The sequence below is a fragment of the Catellatospora sp. NPDC049133 genome, from assembly GCF_040648455.1.
Classification (GTDB): Bacteria; Actinomycetota; Actinomycetes; order Mycobacteriales; family Micromonosporaceae; genus Catellatospora; species Catellatospora aurea.
Map to the genome: position 1 here is coordinate 67,078 of NZ_JBEZDT010000014.1, position 22,487 is coordinate 89,564.

Sequence of the window (22,487 nt, forward strand, 5' to 3'; positions counted from 1 at the left end):
GGCTGTTCCGACGCAGGGAGGCGTGGGTATGGGCGGCGTTCAGATCGTCAGTACGGTCATCGCGGTGGCCGTGACCGCGGTCGCGGTGGCGCTGGTCGTACGGGCGGTGCGGCAGATGCTCGCCGTCATCCGGCTCGGCCAGCCCGATCCCACGCGCTCGGGTCAGCGGGCGGCCCGGTGGAAGACCATGCTGACCGAGACCTTCGGCCACACGAAGATGTTCAAGTGGTCCGTGGTCGGCGCGGCGCACTGGCTGGTGATGATCGGCTTCATCGTGCTGTCCACGCTGGTCGCCGGCGCCTACTTCGAGGTCGTCAACCCCGAGTGGGAGCTGCCGATCCTCGGCGGCTGGGACGTGTTCGCGTTCGTGACCGAGTGGATCGGCATCCTCGGCATCCCGGCGATCATCGTGCTGATCGTGATCCGCCTGCGCCAGCTGCCGTCGCGCACCTCGAACTCCCGCTTCGCCGGCTCGACGATGTGGCAGGCGTTCTTCGTCGAGTACGTCATCCTGTCCGTGCTGGTGCTGGGCTTCCTCATCCGCGGCTTCAAGGTGTCGTCCGGGCTGTTCCACCACCCGGTGTGGGCCACCCCGTTCTCGCATGCGCTCGGCGCAATCCTGCCCGCCTCGCTGACCGCGATCACGATCACCGCCCTGATCAAGATCCTGGTGTCCATGGGCTGGGCGATCACCATCGGCCTCAACCCCACCATGGGTGTGGCCTGGCACCGCTTCCTGGCCTTCTTCAACATCTACTTCAAGCGTCACGCCGACGGCGCGCCCGCCCTCGGCGCGCTCAAGCCGATGACCTCCAACGGCGCCCCGATCGACCTGGAGGAGGCCGACCCCGAGAAGGACACCTTCGGCGTCTCCCAGGTCGAGCACTTCGGGTGGAAGGGCCTGCTGGACTTCTCCACGTGCACCGAGTGCGGCCGCTGCCAGTCGCAGTGCCCGGCCTGGAACACCGGCAAGCCGCTGTCGCCGAAGCTGATCGTGCTGAGCCTGCGCGACCACGCCTACGCCAAGGCCCCCTACCTGCTGGCCGGCGGCGGCAAGGACCTGTCCGGCGAGGAGAAGGGCACCGCCGAGCAGCTCGCCGGCGTCAACGTGCTCGCCCTGGCCGAGGCCGAACGGCCGCTGATCGGCGGCGCGGCCGAGCTGGGCGTCATCGACCCCGACGCGCTGTGGTCCTGCACCACCTGCGGCGCGTGCGTCGAGCAGTGCCCCGTCGACATCGAGCACGTCGACCACATCGTCGACATGCGCCGCTACCAGGTGATGATCGAGTCGTCGTTCCCGTCCGAGGCCGGGGCGATGCTGCGCAACCTCGAGAACAAAGGCAACCCCTGGGGCGCGCCGCCCAACACCCGCGAGGACTGGACCAAGGGCCTGGACTTCGCCGTGCCCCGGGTCGGCGAGACCGACGAGTTCGAGTACCTGTTCTGGGTCGGCTGTGCCGGCGCGTTCGAGGACAAGGCGAAGAAGACCACCCGCGCGGTCGCGACGCTGCTCAACGAGGCCGGGGTCTCCTTCGCCATCCTCGGCAACAACGAGACCTGCACCGGTGACCCGGCGCGGCGCATCGGCAACGAGTTCGTCTACCAGATGCTCGCCCAGCAGAACGTCGAGACGATCAAGGAGTCGGGCGCGCTGAAGATCGTCGCGACCTGCCCGCACTGCTTCAACACCATCGGCAACGAGTACAAGGAGCTGGGGCTCGAAGTCGAGGTCGTCCACCACACCGAGCTGCTGGCGCACCTGGTCAAGACCGGCAAGCTCACCCCGGTCGCGCCGGTCGACGGCGGGCTGACCTACCACGACCCGTGCTACCTGGGCCGCCACAACCGGGTCTTCACCCCGCCGCGCGAGGTCCTCGGCGCCGCCATCGGCGCGGGCACCGCCCCCACCGCGGGCACCGGCATCCTGGAGATGGGCCGCCGCGAGGAGCGCTCGTTCTGCTGCGGCGCCGGCGGCGCGCGAATGTGGATGGAAGAGCGCATCGGCAAGCGCATCAACGTCGAGCGCACCGAGGAAGCCCTGGCCACCGGTGCGAAGACCATCGCGGTCGGCTGCCCCTTCTGCTCCACGATGATCACCGACGGCGTGCGCTCCAAGGGCCAGGAGGAGGTCGAGGTCATCGACGTCGCCTCGGTCCTGCTCCGCTCCGTCAAGCCGACCCCCACCGCCTGACGGGACCGGGCCAAGCGAGTCCGTCGCGCGCCGCGGACATGCGTGTCCGGCTCAGTCCTGACATGCAGCGTCCGGTGGGGTCCGGACCCGCACCAAGATCGCTCGACTTGCCGGGCACCTGTGCGTATCTTGCGCGTTGATACGCACAGGTGCCAGGCAAGTCCGATGATCAAGGAGGCCGCGGGCGCGCCGCGCCGGGGCCGGACGGGGTCGCGCCGGTGGTCGGAGAGGTGTTGGGTGGATCTGACTACAATCTGGCGCTGAGGTGATCTCGCCATCGACGCGTTGTCGGCAATCCTGCCCATTCTGTTCTTCGTGCTGCTCACGGTCGGCACCGCATTCTTCGTGGCGGCTGAGTTCGCGCTGGTCACGGTCGACCGGGCGGAGATCGACACGCGGGCCGACCGCGGCGAGCGCCAGGCGCGCACGGTGCGCCGCGCTCTGCGCGAGCTGTCCTTCCAGCTCTCCGGCGCGCAGCTGGGCATCACGCTGACCGCGCTGCTCACCGGTTACCTCGCCGAGCCGGCGCTGCGCCCGCTGGTCGAACCGCTGGGCGCGCCCCCGGGGCTGAGCCACGTGATCTCGCTGGCCATCGCGACGCTGTTCTCGATGCTCTTCGGTGAGCTGGTGCCGAAGAACGCGGCGCTGTCCCGCCCGATGCCGGTGGCGCTGCGTACGGCCGGACCGATGCGGGTCTTCTCCCGGATCTTCAAACCGCTGATCTTCGCGTTGAACGGCACCGCCAACTGGCTGGTCCGCCGGATGGGCATCGAGCCGCAGGAGGAGCTGGCCAGCGCCCGCTCGCCCGAGGAGCTGGGCCTGCTGGCCGCGATCTCGGCGCAGGCCGGCGCGCTGCCCTCGGAGACCGCCCTGCTGCTGCAGCGCACGGTCCGCTTCGGCGACAAGCACGCGGCCGAGGCGATGACCCCGCGCATCGACGTGGTCGGCCTGGCCGGCTCGGCCACCGTCGCCGAGCTGTTCGAAGCCGCCCGGGAGACGGGCCACAGCCGCTTCCCGGTGTACGAGCAGACGCTGGACACGGTCACCGGCGTGGTGTCGGTCAACGACGCGCTCGCGGTGCCGCCGGCCCGCCGCTCGCTGACCACGGTCGCCGCGGTGGCCCGCGAACCGGTGCTGGTCCCGGCCTCGCTCGACCTGGACAAGGTGGTCGCCGCACTGCGGGAGAGCCGCTCCGACTTCGCCATCGTCGTGGACGAGTACGGCGGCACCGACGGTGTCGTCACCATCGAGGACCTGGTCGAGGAGCTGGTCGGCGAGATCGCGGACGAGCACGACACCGCCGAGGAGGAGGAGTCGGGCTCGATCGAGGTGACCGTGCCGGGCGGGGTGCGCACCTGGCTGGTCGACGGGATGCTGCGCGAGGACGAGCTGGACGAGCAGACCGGGTTCCGGCTGCCCGAGGGCCCGTACGAGACGCTGGGCGGATACCTGATGGCGGAGCTGGGCCGGATCCCGGTGGTCGGCGACGCCCTGGTCGCCAACGACTGGGAGTTCACCGTGGTGGAGATGGACCGGCACCGGGTGGAGCAGGTGCGGCTGGTCCGGCTGGCGGGCGACGACGATGAGTGAACTGCTGATCACCGCGGCGCTGCTGCTGGGCAACGCGTTCTTCGTCGGCGCGGAGTTCGCGCTGATCGCCTCCCGGCGTACCGTCATCGAGCCGAAGGCGCAGCACTCGCGCCCGGCGGCCTGGGCGCTGTCGGCGATGAACCAGATCCCGCTGATGATCGCCGGCGCGCAGCTGGGCATCACGCTGTGCTCGCTGGCGCTGGGCGCGATCGCGGAGCCCGCGCTGGCGCACTTCATCGAACCGCTGTTCCACGCGCTCAACCTGCCGCAGAACATGCAGCACCCGATCGCCTTCGTGCTGGCGCTGCTCGTCGTGGTCTTCCTGCACACGGTGATCGGTGAGATGGTGCCGAAGAACATCACGCTGGCCGGGCCGGAGGAGAGTGTGCTCTGGCTGGGCCCGCCGATGCTGGCGTTCTGCATCGCCACCAAACCGCTGCTGGTGGCGATGAAGTGGGCGTCGCGTAAGGTGCTGCGGCTGTGGCGGGTCGAGGCCGCGGACGCGGTGAAGACCGTGTTCACCGCCGAGGAGCTGGCGGGCCTCGTGCAGCAGGCGCACACCGAGGGGCTGCTGGACCCCGAGCAGCACGCGCGGATCGCGGGCGCGCTGGCGCTGCACCAGCGCACCGCCGCGGACGCGCTGCGGCCGTGGTCGGCGGTCACCATCGTCACCGACGACACGTCACCGGCCACGCTGGAGGTGCTGGCGACCCGCACCGGCCGGTCCCGGTTCCCGGTGGTGGCCCGCGGCACCCGGCGGGTGCTGGGCTTCGTGCACATCAAGGACGTGATCGGGCTGGAGGGCGCGAGCCGCCGCGAGCCGATCCCGGGCGGTCTGGTCCGGCCGCTGGCGGTCGTGCCGCCGGACCGTTCGCTGGCCGAGCTGCTGCTGTCGATGCGCCGCGAGCGGCGGCACATCGTGCTGGTGAGCGAGGGCCAGCTGCCGGTGGGTGTGGTGACACTCGACGATGTGCTCAACGCCATCATGGCCTCGGCGGTATGAGGTGTCCTGACGCTGCGTGACCGCCGCCGACACCTGCGCAGGTCAGCGTGGCTGTCGGCGGCGGCGCGAACCGCCTTCTCCGGGGCACGCTGAGTGACATCAGGGCAGCTCAGCGAAGTTGTCTCGCTTCCGGCTTGAAACCGGCTCACCTTCTTTTCTAGGGTTGGTGACCGTCTGGTGCGTACGCCGGGTTGTGACCCCTCGCGACCCCGCCCCGGACACCGCGCCCGGGTTCACCCCCTGTTCCACCGGTCGCGGTCGGCGGAAAAGGAGCTCCGGTGACCCCCCTCCGTACCGCGTCGCGCACGCTCACCCGTGCGCTTGTGCTGGTCGCAGCCATGCTCGTCGGCGTCGCGCCGGCCCTGCCCGCACACGCCGAGCCGTCGATCAGCGAGATCGAGGCTGAGATCGCCAAGACGTGGGAGAAGCTCGAGCCGCTGGTCGAGGACTACAACAAGGTCCACAGCGAGCTGGTCAAGCTGCAGAAGAAGGCCGCCGGCCTGGAGACGAAGCTGCAGCCGCTGCGGCTGACCGTCGAGGTGACCCGGACCCGGGTCGGCGTCATCGCCGCCGAGTACTACAAGGGCGGCCGCAGCGCCGAGGTGAACGCGCTGCTGAGCAGCGGCTCGCCGAAGCAGTTCGCGGACCAGCTGATGATGCTGCAGCAGATCGCGCACGGCAAGCAGGAGCAGATCTCGGCGACCTCGGAGGCCAAGGCCAAGTACGACGGCGAGAAGGCCACGCTGGACAAGGCCATCGCGGACACCAAGCTCAAGGACGCCGACCTGGCCGCGAAGAAGAAGGTCATCGAGGGCGAGATGAGCCGCCTGCAGAAGCTGCGGACGCAGGCGTACGGCACCGGCGGCTCCGGCGGCTCGCTGAAGATCGGCGCGGCCTGCCCGGCGCAGATGGGCTCCGGCAAGGGCCAGACCGCCGCCGCGTGGGCCTGCAAGCAGATCAGCAAGCCGTACGTGTGGGGCGCGGCCGGTCCGAGCAGCTTCGACTGCTCCGGCCTGACCCAGTGGGCGTACGGCAAGGCGGGCGTCAGCCTCACCCACTACACCAAGGACCAGTGGGGCGAGACGACGAAGGTGTCCACGCCCGCGGTCGGTGACCTGGTCTTCTTCTACGGCGACCTGCACCACGTGGGCATGTACGTCGGCACGGTCAACGGCCGCCGGGTGATGGTGCACGCACCGCACACCGGCGACGTGGTGCGGATGCAGTACATCGATGTCATGCCGGTCGCCGGCTACCGCCGGGCCTACTGACCTCTCAGCACGGAGAAGGGCTCCCCGCGAACGGCGGGGAGCCCTTCTCGTTGCGCCGGGACGGGTCAGAACGACACGGCCGGCTTCAGCACCACGTCGGCGCGCAGCACGTACGCGATGCGCTGGCCGAACTGGATCTGCACGTACTGCTGCTCGCCCCGGATGACGGTGCGGTCACCGGGACCGGATCCGTCGAACGTGGCGGCGCGGTAGTACTCACCGGTGAGCACCGGCCCGGCCGCGTACCGCTGCCCGGCCGTGATCGTGTACTGGGCCAGCGGGCTGACCGCCTGCACCGGCACACCGGCCGGGTAGGCCGCCGCCTCCGGGTAGGCCCGGCCGAACACCGGGATGCTCGCCAGGCCCGGCTTCGGCTCGACGACGAACCCGACGTTCCACAGCGGTCCCGCGTCGGCGTTGCGGAACCAGGCCTTCTGGCCGAGGTACCAGATCGCGGTCCACTCGGCGGTGCGCTCGGCGACGGCGTACGTCTGACCCGCCGAGGCCCGTGCGCAGTGGTCGCTGACCACCATGGTGCTCGCCTTGGTGCCGCACCGGCCCGGGTCGCGGACCAGCGGGGCGGTCAGCTCGGGCGCGCTGCGCAGGATGACCGACGAGCTGGAGCGCAGCGGGCACGGGTTGCTCGCCGCGCCGGTGCAGCCGGTGAACGCCGGCTTGTTGGTGGCGAAGTCGGGGTTGACGGTGACCAGTCCGGCGTGGCCCGCCAGCGGCTCCGGCAGCCCCCGGAACGGGGCCTTGAGCAGGTCGAAGTAGTGCGACCAGTCCCAGTACGGGCCCGGGTCCCAGTGCATGCCGGCGACCGTGGAGGTGATGGTGCCGGGCACGTTGTCGTGTCCGATGATGTGCTTGCGGTCCAGCGGGATGCCCAGCCGCAGGGCCAGGTGCCGGACCAGCTTCGCCGAGGTGCGGTAGAGCGCCTCGGTGTACCAGCCGCCCTGCGCCGCGAAGCCCTCGTGCTCCAGGCCGATGGACTTGGCGTTGACGTACCAGTTGCCCGCGTGCCAGCCGACGTCCTTGGCCTTCACGTGCTGGGCGATGTGCCCGTCGACCGAGCGCAGCGAGTAGTGCCAGCTGACGTAGGTCGGGTCGGCAACCAGCTTCAGGGTCGTGGCCCAGCTCGCCTCGGTGTCGTGGATGACGATGTACTCGATGCGCTGCGACTGCGGCCGGTTGCCCAGGTCGTGGTTGCCGTAGTCGCCGTCGCCGAACGCCTCGTACGGCGCGGGCAGCGACTCGCACGAGATGTCGATGGGGCACTCGATGCCGTCGGGGCGGGCCAGCTTGCGCAGGCCGAGCCGGATCAGCCAGTCCTTGACCGGGGTCACCGACCGGGGGGTCAGGCTGAGGGCGTGGCCCTCGTCGGTGGTGCGGGCGACGCCGTCGCGCAGTGTCGCGTACACCTCGTCGGCGAACGCGCCCGCGGCCTGCTCGGTGTCCGCGCCGGAGTAGCGGGCGACCGCGCCGTACCACGCCGCCGGGTCGGTGTCCGCGCCCTGCGGCGCGTTCAACTGCTGCTGGTACGAGGCCAGCAGTGCGGCTCCGCCGCGGATGTTCGCGACCGGGTCCGTGCGCAGCGTCTCGGCGGACAGGCCGGTCAGCTCCGCCGCGGCGGGCAGGGTGCGCAGCGCCGCCTCGGCCGGAGCCGGGGTGCCGTCGGGGTGGCCGACCGCCTTCGGGCGGCTGTCGTCACCCCGGGAGTCCTCCTCGGGGGCGGGCTCGGACTCCGGCTCGGCGGCCGGAGCCAGCGCGGCGACGTACGCCGCGTCGGTGAGGTGCATCGGGCCGTAGCCGCCGGAGGTGCTGGGCGTGCCCGCGTTGGCGTCCCAGCGGGACTCCAGATAGGAGACACCGAGCAGCACGTCCACGGGTACGCCGTATTCCTGGGCGGCCGCCAGGTAGTCGTCCTGCCGGGTGGGTGGCGACTCGGCCTGGGCGGCCACCGGCGTTACGCCGGCGCCGAGCCCCAGACCCACCGCGGTGAGCAGCGCCAGCCGGCGCAGGGGGATTCGGGGTGACACGTACGGCTCCCTTCGAGTGTCCGATGCGGTCACCCTGCCCTCGGCCGTACGGTTAGTCAATAGTTACCGATGCGCGTTGCCAATATGAAACTAATCTTCATCGCTCGGGTGGGCCGTTCCGCCAGGTGCTACGGCTGTTCACCGGGTGTCCGGGGATGACGCCGCTCTGGTAAATATGAGCGAATGCGATTCAAATGGCCCGCGATCATTGCCGGACTGGTGCTACTGGCCGTGGTCGCCACGGTCCTGGTGGTGCAACTGACCGGCGACGAGCCCGAGCCTCCGACCGCGACCCCGGCGTCGCCGTCCGCGGCGCCCAGTCCGAGCGCGGCCGCGCCGAGCCCGTCCGCCCAGGCCATCGGCGAGGGCGTGGTGTTCGACTTCGCGAACGGCCTGGAGCAGGCCCGCGTGGTCGGCTCGGACGCCGGGACCCTCACCGTGCGCGAGGAGAGCCAGACCGGCGGCGACGTCTCCCTCGTGCCGCGCGACGGCGACTTCGCGGTGCGCTTCCCCGGTCCGTGCGCGAGCAAGGACGACAAGCAGTGCCCCCGCGCGATCCTCGACGCAGGCGCGAACCCGGCGCTCAACCCCGGACTGCGCGCGTTCCGCTGGGGCGCGGCGGTGCTGATGGCCCCCGAGGAGACGGCCAAGGGCGCGAACGTGCTGCAGAAGGGCTACTCGCAGTTCGGCACTCAGTTCAAGCTCCAGGTCGACGGTGCCAAGGGCATGCCCTCCTGCGTCGTGGCCGGTCCGCAGAACGGCAAGAACGTCATCCACGTCGCGCAGGCGACGCAGGGGATCGCCGACGGGACCTGGCACACCGTCGAATGCGCACGTGACGGGGCAGTACTGCGCATCACCGTGGACGGCGTGGCGCAGGGCGAGGCCGCCATCCCGGCCGACCTGAACATCTCCAACGACGCCCCGCTGCGTATCGGCGGCAAGGGTGTCGCCCCGAACAACGACCAGTTCCACGGCACGCTCGACGACCTGTTCGTCGCGATCGGATAGAGGCCCTTGCGTTCTTGTAACGGTCTTGCCTAACGTGAATCCCCGTGTGTAGCCATAATCGGCCCCACGCGGGGCTTCCCAGCGCACCACGAATACGCCGCGGCCTGCTGACGGTCGGCGTCGTCCTGCTGGGCCTGCTCGCGCCAGCGGCACAGGCCCATGCGGCACCGACCCCCGCCGAGATCGAGAAGCAGATCGACGAGCAGTGGGCCAAGCTCGAGCCGGTCATCGAGGAGCACAACGCCACCAAGGCGAAGCTGGCCAAGCAGCGCAAGAAGGCCGCCGAACTGGAGGCGCAGCTCGCGCCCCTGGAGCTGCAGGTGCAGGCCACCCGGACGCGCATCGGCGTGCTGGCCGACCAGCTCTATCGCGGCGGCACCCTGGCCCAGGTCAACGCGTTCCTCAGCAGCGGTGACGCCAGTGTCATGGCGAAGCGGCTCGTCGTGCTCGACCAGCTCGCCCACGACAAGAAGGCCCGCATCGCCGACACCCTCACCGCCAAGGCGGCATTGGACGCGGTGAAGCAGCCGCTGGACGAGACCATCGCGCAGCTCGCCAAGACCGAGGCGGAGCAGGGATCACGGACCAAGTCCATCGAGGCGGAGATCGCGAAGTTGAACAAGCTGCGGCTCCAGGCGTACGGCAGCGGCGCCGGCACCGGCGAGCTCGCCCCCGTGCCCTGCCCGACGGCGTACCCCGGCGGCCCGGCCGGCAAGGCGGTCCAGTTCGCCTGCCGCCAGATCGGCAAGATGTACGGCTGGGGCGACGACGGCCCGAGCACGTTCGACTGCTCCGGCCTGACCAAGGCCGCCTGGGCCCAGGCGGGCGTCTCCCTGCCGCACAACGCCCGATCCCAGCGCGCCGCCGTGAAGTCCGTCAGCCGCGCCGACCTCAAACCCGGCGACCTGGTCTTCTACTACAGCGACCTGCACCACGTCGGCATGTACGCCGGCAACGGCTGGATCGTCCACGCCTCCCAGACCGGCAAACCCATCGCGATGCGCCGCATGGACGCCGCCCCCATCCACAGCTTCGGCCGCCCCTCCTGACCCCACCCTGCCCGGCCCTCCGGCCCGGCCTCACCCGCGACGCAACTCTTGAAAGTCGCGGCCTCAGACACCCTCTGAGGCCGCGACTTTTTAAGAGCTGCGGCAGGGGCCGGGGGTCAGGGGGTGGGGCGGAGCATGGGTGGGTGGAGGAGGCGGGCGGGGCCGCGGCGGAAGAGCTGGGCGGGGCGGCCGCGTTCGGCGGCGATGCTGCGGCCGACGGGCTCGATGAAGCCGGGGGTGCTGGTCACCTTGCGGTGGAAGTTGCGGGGGTCGAGCCGGGCGCCCCAGACCGTCTCGTAGACCTCGCGCAACTCGCTGATGGTGAACTCGGGCGGGCAGAACGCCGTCGCCAGCGGGGAGTACTCCAGCTTGGCGCGGGCGCGCTCCACCCCGTCGGCCAGGATGCGCGCGTGATCGAACGCCAGCTCCGGGACCGGTAGCGCCGTCCAGGCCGCGCCCTCCGCGTCGCTGCCCGCGACCGGCGCGGGCAGGTGCGGCAGCAGCGCCAGATAGGCCACGGTCACCACCCGGCCGCGCGGGTCCCGCCCGGGCGCGCCGTAACTGGCCAGCTGCTCCAGGTGTCCCACCGGCGCGGTCAGCCCGGTCTCCTCGCGCAGCTCCCTGGCGGCGGCCGCGTCGAGGTCCTCGTCGGGCAGCACGAAACCGCCGGGCAGCGCCCACTGCCCCCGATAGGGCTCGATGCCCCGGCGCACCAGCAGGACCCGCATCTCGTTGTCCTGCACCGTCAGCACCACCAGGTCGGCTGTGACGGAGAACGCTGGATAGTCGGCCATCTGATTTATCACCACCTTGACGAGAATGTATCACGAAGCTTATCGTCATCATGACGAAAAAGGGACCGGGGAATCCTCCGAAGGAGAACGATCACGATGGCTGACGTGTCCAAGCGCTTCTTCCTGCGCCACCTGCGCAGCACGCCGACGAACTGGGTGCGCCACAGCGTCCGCGGCCGGGCCAAGCGGGAGGGCATCGGCCTGGCCTTCTGGTACCGGCCGCTGACCGCGGTGCTCAGTGAGGTGCCGGTCGACGACCGCGAGCTGCCGCTGCTGTTCCACGCCCGCACCAGCGACTTCACCGACGTCACCGTGCAGGCCACGGTGACCTACCGGGTGGCCGACCCCGCCGTCGCCGTCGGCCGGCTGGACTTCTCGATCGACCCCTACCTCGGCACCGCGCGGGCCCGGCCGCTCGACCAGATCGCCACCCTGCTGGCCGAGCTGGCCCAGCAGCCCGCGCTCGATCTGCTGACCCGGCTGCCGCTAGCCGAGGCGCTGAGCGAGGTCGCCGCGGTGCGCGAGGCGGTGTCGGCGGCGCTGGGCGCCGAGCCGCGCCTGACCGACCTGGGCGTCCAGGTGGTCAGCGCCCGCGTGGTGGCGATCCGGCCGGAGCCGGAGCTGGAGCGCGCGCTGCAGACCCCGACCCGGGAGGCGGTGCAGGTGGAGGCCGACCGGGCCACCTTCGCCCGCCGGGCGCAGGCCGTCGAGCAGGAGCGCGGCATCGCCGAGAACGAACTCCAGAACAAGATCGAGCTGGCCCGGCGCGAGCAGCAGCTCGTCGAGCAGAACGGTGCCAACACCCGGCGCAAGGCCGAACTCGTCGCCGCCGCCCAGCTCGTCGAGGCGCAGGGCAAGGCCGAGCGCGAGAAGCTGCTCAACGCCGCCGAGGCGGAGAAGGAGCAGCTGCTGGCCGAGGCCAAGGCCGCGGGTGTGCGAGCACTCGGCGTCGCCCAGGGCGAGGCCGAGGCCGCCAAGCTCGCCGCGTACCGGGACCTGCCGCCGGCGGTGCTGCAGGGCCTGGCGCTGCGCGAGCTCGCCGGCCAGCTCCCGGAGATCGGCCAGCTCACCGTCACGCCCGACGTCGTCACCGGCCTGCTCTCGCGCTTCGGCGCGGGCCCGTCGGACCGCTGAGCGGCATGAGCGAGCGAGGCGAGCGAATCGTGTCGGCTGGTCCTCGTGCTGACGACGAGCGGAGCGAGGAGGAGGAGGCATGAGCGCGACGCTGGCCCCACGGGTGGTGGTGGTCTCCCGGCGCAGTGAGCTCGACGAGCTGCTGGGCCGCCACGGCACGCGCGCCGCTGCGGCTTACTTCCTGAAGGAACGGGGGAGGGAGATCGCCGAGGTGGAGGCGCGGCACGCCGCGCAGGAGGCGGCGCTGGCCACGGTCAGTGCCGCCCTGCCGGCGGACTGGCGGCGCGGGCAGGTGCACCGCGACGACCTGTCCCGCTTCCTGTTCGCGCCGGAGGACATCGTGGTCACCGTCGGGCAGGACGGGCTGGTCGCGAACGCGGCGAAGTATCTCGCCGGGCAGCCGGTGCTCGGCGTGAACCCCGAGCCCGAGCGCAACCCCGGAGTCCTGGCCCGGTTCGCCGCCCGCGATGTGGCGGGCCTGCTGCCCGCGGTGCTCGCCGGCCGCGCCGCCACGCAGTCGCGCGCGATGGCCGTGGCCACGCTCGACGACGGCCAGCAGCTCGCCGGCCTCAACGAGATCTACATCGGCCACCAGAGCCACCAGTCCTCCCGCTACCTGCTCACCACGCCGCAGGGCGAGCAGGAGCGGCACTCGTCGTCAGGCGTGCTGGTCGGCACCGGTACGGGTGCCACCGGCTGGTGCGCGTCGGTGGCCCTGATGCGCGACCTGGCGAACACCCTGCCCGGCCCGGACGCGTCCGAGCTGTGCTGGTTCGTCCGCGAAGCCTGGCCCTCGCCTGCCACCGGCGCACGCCTCACCGCCGGACGTGTCGGCTCCGGCCAGCGCCTCACCCTGACCAGCGAGAGCGAGCGCCTGGTCGCCTTCGCCGACGGCGTCGAATCGGACCACCTCGTACTTGCCTGGGGCCAGCGCATCACCATCGCCACCGGCACCCGCCACCTCACCCTCGTCGTCCCTTGAGGAAAGGAAGGGCACCTTCACAACGCGGAGCGTTGTGAAGGTGCCCTTCCCATCATCGCGGCCTGGCTGAGCTGCGGCGACGAGCACGAACTCCGTGAGTCGCCTCACAAAACCGTACGACCGATCGGTCTTCTTAATAGCCTGGCTCCATGACCGGAACGGACGGGCGGCTGGCCCGCGGCGAGCGCACCCGCACCGCGGTGCTCGACGCCGCCGTGGCGCTGGCCAGCCAGGCAGGGCTCGACGGCCTGTCCCTGGGCCAGCTCGCCGACCGGTTGCACGTCAGCAAGTCAGGGCTCTTCGCGCACTGGTCCTCCAAGGAGGAACTGCAGCTCGCCGCGATCGAACACGCCCGCGACCAGTGGGCCCGCCGCGTCGTCGGCCCGGCCCTGGACCGGCCCCGCGGCCTGCGCCGCCTGTTCGCGCTGCACGAGTCGCGCCTGGCCTTCTACAGCGAGCGGGTGCTCCCCGGCGGCTGCTTCTTCGCCATCGCCGAGTTCGAGTCGACCGGCCGCACGGGCGTCGTGCCCGATCGGCTCGCCGCGGTGCTCGCGGAGTGGATCACGCTGCTGGAGCGCCTCGTCACCGAGGCCGTCGAGCTGGGCGAACTGCCTGCCGACACGGTGCCCCGGCGGCTGGCCTTCGAGGTCGACGCGGCCGGTGTCGCCGCGCTGCTGCACTCGCGCCTGCTGGCCCGCAGCCCCGACGACGCCCGCCAGGCCGTGCTCGCCCGCCTGCGCGGCCTCGCCACCGACCCCGACCTGCTGCCGTACGACTGAAAGGCCCGAGATGACCACCGCCACCCTCGACACCACCACCGGCACGGTCCGCCGGGCCGTCGTCCACATCGACGACCTCGACATCGTCGGCATCATGCACAACGCCCGCTACGCCCTGATCCTGGAGCGGGCCATGTCGGAGTTCTGGGCCGAGCACGGCTACGGCTTCCGCGACGGCGCGCCGAGCAGCCCCGACATGATCGCCGCGGTGCGCGAGTTCACCATCACCTACCACGCTCCGGTCCGCGGCACCGGCCCGATCCTGGTCCACTTCTGGCTGGACAGCATGGGCGAGACCAGCGCCGTCTACGGCTTCCGTTTCCTGTCCGAGGACGGCGGAACCGTCTTCGCCGACGGTCGCCGGGTCATGGTCAAGATGGACCGCACCGGCCGCCCCGCGCCGTGGACCCCGCAGGGCCGCGAGATCGCGGGCAGCCTGCTGCGCTGAGTTCCGGGGAGGGGCGGCGCGGACGGCCCGCTTGCTGCGATCATTGCCGCGTGCGCCTCCCCTCGGCTGTACCCGCGCTGCTTGCTGCAGTCTTCCTACTGGCCGCATGCGGTGCAGAAACGGATGAACCGGCCTTCGTGGCCGCATCCACCAGCAGCGCCGCCGCGTCGGCCACGCCGGGACCGTCGGTGGCGCCGAGCCCGTCCGCGTCACCGAGCGCCCGCCCGGGGCGGCCCGGCCAGACCAAGCCCGGTCTGCTGCCGCCGGTCGTGAACCACGGGCCGCGCACCGGCAACCTCGTCGCGCTCACCTTCGACGCGGACATGACCGACAGCATGCTGGCCCAGCTCAAGAGCGGCCGCGTCAAGTCGTACGCGAATGTCCGGATCATCGAGATGCTGGAGCGCGACAAGATCCCGGCCACCTTCTTCCTGACCGGCAAGTGGGTGCAGCGCTACCCCGCGCTGACCGAGCGCCTCGCCGGCAACCCCCGCTTCGAACTGGCCAACCACACCTATGGCCACCAGGCCTTCACCGCCGACTGCTACACCCTGCCGCGCATCCCCGCGGCCACGATGACCGAGGACGTCGCGAAGACCTTCAAAATCATCGAGCGGTACGGCGGACGCCAGACCCGCTACTTCCGCTTCCCCGGCCTGTGCCACGACCGGGCGGCGCTGCGCGCCATGTCCTCGCTCGGCCTGACCGTCGTCGACGGCGACGTCGTCAGCGGCGACCCGTTCGCCACCGACTGGCGGCCGATCGTGAACGCGGTCCTCAAGAAGGTCAAGCCCGGTTCCGTGATCATCCTGCACGTCACCGAGGCCAACGCCCAGTTCACCGACGAAGCGCTCCCGCACATCCTCAAGGGCCTCGCCGAGCGTGGCCTCAAACCGGCCACCCTGTCCGAGGTGCTCGCAGGCTGAGCCGGGCGGGGGAGCGCGCCGGCGATCAATGTTTTGTAGGCTCCGGCCACCTTTCGCGATCGGAGCAGTCCATGACCCGCGCCGCCTTCCGGATCGGCGTATGCGCCGCAGCCCTCAGCGCGATGGCCGTCCTGGGCACCGGCTGTTCGCCGTCCGCAGATGAACCGGCGGTCGTGGCCTCCCCGTCGCCGTCTGCCCGCCACGTGGCGCTGCCCCTCGACCTGGACGGCAAACGGATGATGATCGTCGCTGACAAGGACGACTGGGGCAAGGACCTGCAGGCCGTGCTCGTGTACGCCTTCCCGGAGGGGGAGTCGGCCGTCGGGGCTTCGTACAAGGATCCTGGCGGCAAGGGGATCGTGCTGGCCGGAGTGGTGGCGACGCAGGTCGCGGGCCGGCAGGCGGCCCTAGTCACGGCGCTCGAATCGCTGCGCCCCGTCCCCGACCGGCGCAATCCGGGGCTGACCATGGGCTCGACCGTCAAGGTCGAGGCGGTCGGTCCGGCCGCCGAGATCGAGTGCGGCCTGGCCGACGGCGGTGGGGCCGACTTCCCGGTATGCGCCTGGGCCACGGACACGCTCGTCGGTGTCGTGGTGTTCACCTACAAGAGGCCCGCCGCCCAGATCGAGGCGGAGTTCCACCGGATCAGGGCAGCCCTGGAGGCGTCCGCGGCCTGACGGCCGCCCCCACGCGTCCGCCGGAATGTCGTAGCGTCCCCGCAATGGGGGCGTCGAAATGGCTGCGCAGAGGTATGGGTGTCCTGGTCGGACTGTCACCGGCCGTCCTGATGTTCCTGCTGCAACCCGCACAGTTCGGCAACTGCGCACGGGCGTGGTACCTCAGCGCCGCATGCCTCGGCGTGGTTCCGTGCGCCATCCTGTTCATGGGCGCCGTGTCCACGTTCTTCACGACCGACTCGGCGGAGTCCCGCAACTTCGCGCTCGGTGCGATCCTCGGCATGGTCGCCCTCGTGGTGATGTTCGCGCTCGGCTTCCTCACGGACACCGCGCCACCCGGGGTGCCCACCACGCCCTACTGCCACGACAACTCCACACCGGCGGGCCGCTGACCCGCACCGGCCCGAGGACGGTTTGCGGCAACCTGCCCCATGCGCTTGCCGACCACGTGGTGGTCCGTGCTTTCCTCGTAGCCTGGAGCCCGTCCGTGGCGGAGAGGAGGCTGAGGTGGCCGAGACGACGGTGGCCGAGGTGATGGCCGAGTTGGCCGCGCTGGAAGACCCGAAGGTCCGCCAGGTGAACGAGAAGCACGGCGACGATCACGGGGTGAACCTCGGCAAGTTGCGGGAGGTTGCGAAGCGGCTGAAGACGCAGCAGGAACTCGCCCGGCGGCTCTGGGACACCGGCGACACCGCGGCACGGCTGCTGGCGCTCCTGATCTGCCGCCCGAAGGCGTTCGAGCGCGCCGAGCTGGACGCCATGCTGCGCGAGGCGCGCACACCGAAGGTGCACGACTGGCTCGTGAACTACGTGGTGAAGAAGAGCGCACACGCCGAAGAGCTGCGGGTGGCCTGGTTCGCCGACCCGGATCCCGTGGTCGCCAGCGCCGGCTGGGCGCTGACCACCGAACGCGTGGCGAAGAAACCCGAGGGTCTCGACCTCGGCGGGCTGCTCGACACCATCGAGGCGGAGATGAAGGACGCCCCGGACCGCCTGCAGTGGGCGATGAACCACTGCCTGGCCCAGCTCGGGATCGAGCACCCGGAACTCCGCGCCCGCGCCCTCGACATCGGCGAGCGGCTGGAGGTTCTCAAGGACTACCCGACCCCGCCGAACTGCACGTCCCCATTCGCCCCCATCTGGATCACCGAGATGGTGCGTCGGCAGCAGGACAGGTAATCGGCCGCGAGAGCAGGTCAGCAGACCGCTTCGAAGGTCAGCGTGCTGGCTGACGGGTCTCGTGCGCCACATCGCACGCAGTTGCCCGTACTGGTCGACGTCGGCCCGTGCCTCAGCGAGGCCGACAAGCTGGAGCTGGATCAGCGTGGCTTCCCTCGGCGGGCGCACGGATCTGCCGGTGCGCGCTCCTCGCAGGTTTCGTCCGGCAGAACGGCAAGCGACCGCGACTGGTGTGGGAGAAGGAGAAGGTGAATAGTTGTGGAGAACCCAGACGTGCGTGCGGCCGGCACATCGCGGGTCTACGTCGACATGGTTGGAGACCTGTTCCACGCGGGCCACGTCTCTCTCCTCCGGGAGGCGCGCCGCCATGGTGACTGGCTCGTCGTCGGCGTGCTGTCGGACGACACCGCAGCCTCCTACAAGCGTCGTCCCATCATGACCCTTGCCGAGCGTGTCGCCGTGATCGAGTCGTGCAGGTACGTCGATGAGGTTATTGAGGACGCCCCGTTCCAGGTGACCGAAGGGTTTCTTGCCGAGCACGGGATCACCACCGTGGTACACGGCGACGACTTGTCGCCAGAGGCGGCCGAGTTCGTATACGGGCCGGCTGCGGCTGCCGGGAAACTCACTTACGTTCGGCGTACGGGAGGTATCTCGACCACCCAGCTGATCCAGCGGGTGCTCGACGCGGCCGACTCGCGAATGCGGCGTGGGAGCCGTGATGAGTCAGTGGCCCGTGGACGGCCCGCCAGATCGTCGCCGATGCCGGAGTAAACGAAAGCCCAGGCTCGGAATCGCTTCCGACCTGGGCTTTTCGCGTGGAGCGGGTGAAGGGAATCGAACCCTCACTGTCAGCTTGGGAAGCTGATGTTCTGCCATTGAACTACACCCGCGAGCGGCCACCACTGTACCTGACGTCACGGGTCGCGTGCACGTAGGTAACCGCGGCAGTTCGCCACGGCGCTCGCCTACGCGGCCACGAGCTGCAGGAACGGTTTGCGGGGCCGACGTTCGTACGCCGGCCCGTTCCTGCCCGCCGCCGGGTCGCGCCAGGTGCTCGGGTATGCCCCCGCCTCGTGCCGGTGCAGCAGCGCCGACTCGACGGTGAGCTCGTAGAGCCGCCAGTCGAGGGTGGGCGCGGCCCGATGCCGGCGGGCGAGGTGTTCGACGGTGGCGATGCTGGTGACGGGGTGGGCGCGGCCGCTGACGTACGCCTCGACGTCGCTGTCCTCGGCGGGGAAGGCGTGCAGGGCGTAGCGCCCGTCGCGTTCGAGGTCGCGCCGCTTCGGTGAGTCGATCACGAAGCAGTAGAGACCCTCGTCGGTGACGATGGGGGAGACGGGGTGTACCCGTGGCCCGCCGTCGGCCCGTACGGTCGCCAGGTAGCCCATGCCCGGCCCGTACTGGTGCAGCAGGGCACGGATCGACGAGGCCAGCCACGGTGTGGCGGCGGCGAATTCGGTCCAGGTTGCCATGGGGTGGACTTTATCGAACACATGTTCTAGTCCGCCATCGAGACACGCGGTGCGTCCCCTATCGGGTGATCGCCGCCCGAAGAAGCCCTTGTAGCCTGCGCGGGAGTGCGGAATTCCGGCCGTTCGGGTGGGCCCGCGGCGGCTGAAGGGCAGGCAGCACCCGCACGGCTCCAGCGTCAACGGCTCGCGGTATCAGGGCCCGACGGCGTCCCGCTCGTATCTCAACGGGCGCGCCTGGCCGACCCCGCCTGAGGCCCGCCGCGCCTCCGTTCAACGGAGATCCGGTGCAAGCTGCCTGTTTCCAAAACGAGCCAAACAGTTTCTGAAAAATCGTGAAAGAGCGTCTCGTCCGACCGTACAGAATGCGGTCCGCCGACGAGACAATCTGAGCGGTGTGGCGGAGTTGATCAGGCATGCTGGTTGCCGTACGCATTCCACTTGTCCTGTCGGGCGGCCGCCCGCTAAGCCCTGGATTCCGCGCCGGACTCGGCGCGGCCTTCGTGCTGCTCTTCTTGATCAGCGCGGTGGAGCTGGCCGACGGCCGCGAGGCGCGCTTCGTCGGCCTGATGGCGACCGTGCCGTTCCTTGCCGCGGTGTTCGCGCCGTGGCAGGCGGTGCTGCTCGCGGGCGGTGTCGCGACGGCGGTGGGCACGGTTTTCGCCTTCTTCGGCATGAGCCAGGACGATCTGTCGGCGTTCATCAACGTCATCGGCATCGGTCTGGCGACCGGCATCGCGGCGCTGGTGGCGGTGGTCCGGCAGCGGCAGGCCGAGCGCATCGCCGAGCTGGCCAAGCTCGCCACCATCGCGCAGCAGGCGGTGCTGCGGCCGCTCGGCCCGAAGGTGGGCACGCTGGCGGTGGCCGGCCGGTACATCTCCGCGACCGCCGCGGCCGACATCGGCGGCGACCTGTACGAGGCGCTGGACACCCCGTACGGCGTGCGCATGATCATCGGTGACGTGCGGGGCAAGGGCCTGGACGCCGTGCGTACGGCGAGCATCGTGCTGGGCTCGTACCGCCATGTCGCCTTCGAGCGGGCCGACCTGCGCGCGATCGTCGCCGACCTGGACCGGGCGGTGGCCCGCAGCGTGGGCGACGAGGACTTCGTCACCGCGTGCCTGGTCGAGGAGCGCGGCGGCACGCTGACGATCGTCAATTGCGGTCACCCCGCGCCGATCCTGATCCGGCGCGGCGAGGTGATCACCCTTGATCCCCCCTCGCCGGCGCCGCCGCTGGGTTTCATGCCGGTGGTGCGCAGCCGCGTGGAGCGGCTGGAGCCCGGTGACCGGTTGCTGCTGCTGACCGACGGTCTGGCCGAGGCGCGGCGTGACGGAGAGTTCTTCCCGATCACCGAGCGGGCCTGGAAGCTGCTCGGCCACGGCACCGTCGGCGACGGTCTGGCCTCGGTCGAGTCGGCGCTGCTGGAATGGGTGCACAACCGGCTGGACGACGACATCGCGCTGATCCTGATGGAGTACGCGGGTCCGTCGCAGCCGACCCTGGCCCCGGTGCCGAGCTGGGAACTCGGCGCGACGAACTAGGCGACCGAGGTCGTGCGGCTGCGGCGCACGGCCAGCGTCAGCGAGGGCAGCGCGCTCGGGGCGCGGTGGCGGCCGATGTAGCGGATCGGGTAGCGCGGCTCGAACATCAGCTTGCGCAGGTTCTCGATCATCTTTCTTCCTCCCCTGTGGCCGGCGGGGCGAGGGTGCCCGCGCGTCACCCGGAAGAACGACGTCGATGCGGTTAGGTTGCGGCATCGCGGCGTGGTGCCTTGCATGTGTCCGTTTTATTAACTATGTCCGCCACGGTCGCGCGTCGGCGCGATGAAGGGTGGGGGATTTCACCTGGTTGTGATGTGAACTTCTCGGCAGTTCGCTTGCCGATGGTTACTGACGAGTAATACAGTCGTACTTACTGGTCGGTAACTGAATGCGCTGAGGGCGGGAAGAATGAGCCACTACCAGAGCAACTTGCGGGATCTTGAGTTCAACCTGTTCGAGGTCTTCGACACGCCCTTCGGCGAGGGCCCCTTCGCCGAGGTCGACGCGGACACCGCGCGCAGCGTGCTGAGCGAGATCGACCGCATGGCGCGCGTCGACCTGGCCGCGAGCTACGCCGACGCCGACCGCAATCCTCCGGTGTACGACCCGGCGAACTACACCGTGACCATGCCGGAGAGCTTCAAGCAGTCCTTCCAGACCTGGATGGACTCGGAGTTCTGGCGCCTGGACCTGCCGCCCGCCCTCGGCGGCAGCTCCGCCCCGCGCACCCTGACCTGGGCCTTCGCCGAGCTGGTGCTGGGCTCGAACGCGCCGGTCTGGATGTTCGGTTCCGGCCCGTCGTTCGCGCACGTGCTCTTCCTGGAGGGCACCGACGAGCAGAAGAAGTGGGCCGAGCTGTTCGTCGACAAGAAGTGGGGCTCGACGATGGTGCTCACCGAGCCCGACGCGGGCTCGGACGTGGGCGCGGGCCGCACCAAGGCGGTCAAGCAGGACGACGGCTCCTGGCACATCGAGGGCGTGAAGCGCTTCATCACCTCGGCCGAGCACGACATGTCCGACAACATCATCCACTACGTGCTGGCCCGCCCCGAGGGTCACGCGGCGGGCACCAAGGGCCTGTCGCTGTTCGTGGTGCCGAAGTTCCACTTCGACGCCGAGACCGGCGAGCTGGGCGAGCGCAACGGCGTCTTCGTCACCAACGTCGAGCACAAGATGGGCATCAAGGTCTCCACGACCTGCGAGACCACCTTCGGCGGCCACGGCGTTCCGGCCAAGGGCTGGCTCGTCGGCGAGGTGCACGAGGGCATCCGGCAGATGTTCCTGATCATCGAGAACGCCCGGATGATGGTCGGCACCAAGGCCATCGCGACGCTGTCGACCGGTTACCTCAACGCGCTGTCCTACGCCAAGGAGCGCGTGCAGGGTGCCGACCTGCTGAAGATGACGGACAAGACCGCGCCGCGCGTCGCCATCACCAACCACCCGGACGTACGCCGCTCGCTGCTGCTGCAGAAGTCGTACGCCGAGGGCCTGCGCGCGCTGGTCGCGTACACGGCGTACTGGCAGGACCGGGTGTCGATCGCCACCGCCGCCGGTGACGAGAAGGCCGCCAAGCGGGCCTCGAAGATCAACGACTTCCTGCTGCCCCTGGTCAAGGGCTGCGGCTCCGAGCGTGCGTTCGAGCTGCTCGGCTCGGAGTCGCTGCAGACCTTCGGCGGTTCGGGCTTCCTGCAGGACTACCCGCTGGAGCAGTACGTCCGCGACGCGAAGATCGACTCCCTGTATGAGGGCACCACCGCGATCCAGAGCCTCGACCTGCTGTTCCGCAAGATCGTGCGGGACAACGGCCGGGCCCTGATGTCGGTTGCCGGCGAGATCCAGGAGTTCCTCACCAACGAGGCCGGCAACGGCCAGCTCAAGGAGGAGCGCGCGTCCCTGGCCGCCGCCCTCGGCGACGTGCAGGCCATGCTCGGCACGTTCACCGGCTGGCTCGCCGAGTCGCAGGGCGACGACCCGCGGGCGCTGTACAAGGTCGGCCTGCACTCGCGCCGCCTGCTGCTCGCCGTGGGCGACCTGGTCGTCGGCTGGCTGCTGCTGCGCCGCGCCGAGGTCGCGCTGCGCAAGCTGTCCGGCGAGCCGGGCACCGACCAGGCGTTCTACACCGGTGTCGTGGCCACCGCGCGTTTCTTCTCGCGCGAGGTGCTGCCGCGGCTGGGCTCCGACCGGCGCATCGTCGAGCTGGCCACGCTCGATGCGATGGACCTGGACGAGGCCTCCTTCTGACCCCACGGGGTGCGGCCCCGGCCGCGCCCCGCACCCATCCCACGAATAGGTGAACGGCGCCCCTCCTCACGCGGGGGCGCCGTTCCCGTCTGCGCCGTTCAGCCGGGTGCCGAGCGGTTATCGCCGAAGTTGGGATGCGCAACCGTCGCGCTTG

General features: G+C 70.4%; 21 protein-coding genes and 1 tRNA gene. 17 read left to right on the plus strand and 5 right to left on the minus strand.

Translation table 11 applies throughout. The annotated features are described in order from the left end of the window. The first annotated feature begins 28 nt into the window (after positions 1 to 28). From AB0B35_RS17890 to AB0B35_RS17905, 4 genes are all read left to right on the plus strand, one after another. A complete protein-coding gene (locus AB0B35_RS17890) occupies positions 29 to 2,191 on the plus strand; it encodes a (Fe-S)-binding protein (RefSeq protein WP_361046457.1) in 2,163 nt (720 codons plus the stop codon). A gap of 315 nt (positions 2,192 to 2,506) precedes the next feature. Beyond that, a complete protein-coding gene (locus AB0B35_RS17895) occupies positions 2,507 to 3,781 on the plus strand; it encodes a hemolysin family protein (protein WP_361046460.1) in 1,275 nt (424 codons plus the stop codon). Continuing rightward, positions 3,774 to 4,784: a hemolysin family protein gene (locus tag AB0B35_RS17900; protein ID WP_361046463.1), complete on the plus strand. Its 1,011-nt coding sequence runs from the start codon at positions 3,774 to 3,776 to the stop codon at positions 4,782 to 4,784. Before AB0B35_RS17895 ends, AB0B35_RS17900 begins: the two co-directional genes overlap by 8 nt. Before the next feature lie 278 nt (positions 4,785 to 5,062). Then, positions 5,063 to 6,055, plus strand: a complete 993-nt coding sequence (locus AB0B35_RS17905; RefSeq protein WP_361046466.1) for an NlpC/P60 family protein — start codon at positions 5,063 to 5,065, stop codon at positions 6,053 to 6,055. A gap of 65 nt (positions 6,056 to 6,120) precedes the next feature. On the opposite strand, the gene AB0B35_RS17910 is transcribed toward AB0B35_RS17905, so the two are convergent. Next, positions 6,121 to 8,094 (minus strand): peptidoglycan recognition family protein, encoded by a 1,974-nt coding sequence (locus AB0B35_RS17910; protein ID WP_361046469.1) that lies wholly within the window; start codon positions 8,092 to 8,094, stop codon positions 6,121 to 6,123. Positions 8,095 to 8,277: 183 nt separating this feature from the next. Here AB0B35_RS17910 and AB0B35_RS17915 point away from each other — a divergent pair, with 183 nt between their 5' ends. Together AB0B35_RS17915 and AB0B35_RS17920 are read left to right on the plus strand one after the other, a co-directional pair. Continuing rightward, the gene (locus AB0B35_RS17915; RefSeq protein WP_361046471.1) at positions 8,278 to 9,105 is read left to right on the plus strand and encodes a LamG-like jellyroll fold domain-containing protein; all 828 of its coding nucleotides are present in this window, start codon (positions 8,278 to 8,280) and stop codon (positions 9,103 to 9,105) included. Positions 9,106 to 9,149: 44 nt separating this feature from the next. Next, entirely contained in the window at positions 9,150 to 10,154 is a 1,005-nt protein-coding gene (locus AB0B35_RS17920) for an NlpC/P60 family protein (protein WP_361046474.1), read from the plus strand. 116 nt (positions 10,155 to 10,270) lie between these two features. On the opposite strand, the gene AB0B35_RS17925 is transcribed toward AB0B35_RS17920, so the two are convergent. Further along, complete coding sequence (locus tag AB0B35_RS17925; RefSeq protein ID WP_360523647.1) at positions 10,271 to 10,948, minus strand: NUDIX domain-containing protein; 678 nt, start codon at positions 10,946 to 10,948, stop codon at positions 10,271 to 10,273. Positions 10,949 to 11,044: 96 nt separating this feature from the next. On the opposite strand from AB0B35_RS17925, the gene AB0B35_RS17930 reads away from it, so the two are divergent. The 9 genes from AB0B35_RS17930 to AB0B35_RS17970 all read left to right on the plus strand — a co-directional run bounded on the left by AB0B35_RS17930 (position 11,045) and on the right by AB0B35_RS17970 (position 17,847). Further along, positions 11,045 to 12,082, plus strand: a complete 1,038-nt coding sequence (locus AB0B35_RS17930) for an SPFH domain-containing protein (protein WP_361046477.1) — start codon at positions 11,045 to 11,047, stop codon at positions 12,080 to 12,082. A gap of 79 nt (positions 12,083 to 12,161) precedes the next feature. Next, a complete protein-coding gene (locus AB0B35_RS17935; protein ID WP_361046480.1) occupies positions 12,162 to 13,064 on the plus strand; it encodes a hypothetical protein in 903 nt (300 codons plus the stop codon). A gap of 149 nt (positions 13,065 to 13,213) precedes the next feature. Then, a complete protein-coding gene (locus tag AB0B35_RS17940; protein WP_361046483.1) occupies positions 13,214 to 13,843 on the plus strand; it encodes a TetR/AcrR family transcriptional regulator in 630 nt (209 codons plus the stop codon). Between the two features lie 10 nt (positions 13,844 to 13,853). Next, a complete protein-coding gene (locus AB0B35_RS17945) occupies positions 13,854 to 14,291 on the plus strand; it encodes a thioesterase family protein (RefSeq protein ID WP_361046486.1) in 438 nt (145 codons plus the stop codon). 137 nt (positions 14,292 to 14,428) lie between these two features. Then, positions 14,429 to 15,217 (plus strand): polysaccharide deacetylase family protein, encoded by a 789-nt coding sequence (locus AB0B35_RS17950; RefSeq protein ID WP_361046489.1) that lies wholly within the window; start codon positions 14,429 to 14,431, stop codon positions 15,215 to 15,217. 71 nt (positions 15,218 to 15,288) lie between these two features. Then, entirely contained in the window at positions 15,289 to 15,894 is a 606-nt protein-coding gene (locus AB0B35_RS17955) for a hypothetical protein (RefSeq protein ID WP_361046492.1), read from the plus strand. Positions 15,895 to 15,938: 44 nt separating this feature from the next. After that, positions 15,939 to 16,286, plus strand: a complete 348-nt coding sequence (locus AB0B35_RS17960) for a hypothetical protein (protein WP_361046495.1) — start codon at positions 15,939 to 15,941, stop codon at positions 16,284 to 16,286. Positions 16,287 to 16,401: 115 nt separating this feature from the next. Next, positions 16,402 to 17,073 carry a DNA alkylation repair protein gene (locus tag AB0B35_RS17965; RefSeq protein WP_361046498.1) on the plus strand — a complete coding sequence of 224 codons (672 nt, stop codon included), beginning with the start codon at positions 16,402 to 16,404 and terminating at the stop codon, positions 17,071 to 17,073. Between the two features lie 258 nt (positions 17,074 to 17,331). Then, positions 17,332 to 17,847, plus strand: coding sequence for an adenylyltransferase/cytidyltransferase family protein (locus AB0B35_RS17970; protein ID WP_361046501.1), 516 nt, complete (start codon positions 17,332 to 17,334; stop codon positions 17,845 to 17,847). Positions 17,848 to 17,892: 45 nt separating this feature from the next. Here the strand turns inward: AB0B35_RS17970 and AB0B35_RS17975 are convergent. Together AB0B35_RS17975 and AB0B35_RS17980 are read right to left on the minus strand one after the other, a co-directional pair. After that, a tRNA-Gly gene (locus AB0B35_RS17975) sits at positions 17,893 to 17,966 on the minus strand. A gap of 75 nt (positions 17,967 to 18,041) precedes the next feature. Beyond that, on the minus strand, positions 18,042 to 18,548 hold the full coding sequence (locus tag AB0B35_RS17980; RefSeq protein ID WP_361046504.1) for a pyridoxamine 5'-phosphate oxidase family protein: 507 nt from the start codon (positions 18,546 to 18,548) through the stop codon (positions 18,042 to 18,044). A 413-nt stretch (positions 18,549 to 18,961) separates the two neighbouring features. On the opposite strand from AB0B35_RS17980, the gene AB0B35_RS17985 reads away from it, so the two are divergent. Continuing rightward, complete coding sequence (locus tag AB0B35_RS17985; RefSeq protein ID WP_360523689.1) at positions 18,962 to 20,089, plus strand: SpoIIE family protein phosphatase; 1,128 nt, start codon at positions 18,962 to 18,964, stop codon at positions 20,087 to 20,089. On the opposite strand, the gene AB0B35_RS17990 is transcribed toward AB0B35_RS17985, so the two are convergent. Then, positions 20,086 to 20,220 (minus strand): hypothetical protein, encoded by a 135-nt coding sequence (locus tag AB0B35_RS17990; RefSeq protein ID WP_360523691.1) that lies wholly within the window; start codon positions 20,218 to 20,220, stop codon positions 20,086 to 20,088. The genes AB0B35_RS17985 and AB0B35_RS17990 overlap by 4 nt on opposite strands. Before the next feature lie 277 nt (positions 20,221 to 20,497). On the opposite strand from AB0B35_RS17990, the gene AB0B35_RS17995 reads away from it, so the two are divergent. After that, the gene (locus AB0B35_RS17995; RefSeq protein ID WP_361046507.1) at positions 20,498 to 22,333 is read left to right on the plus strand and encodes an acyl-CoA dehydrogenase; all 1,836 of its coding nucleotides are present in this window, start codon (positions 20,498 to 20,500) and stop codon (positions 22,331 to 22,333) included. The last annotated feature ends 154 nt before the right edge of the window (positions 22,334 to 22,487 follow it).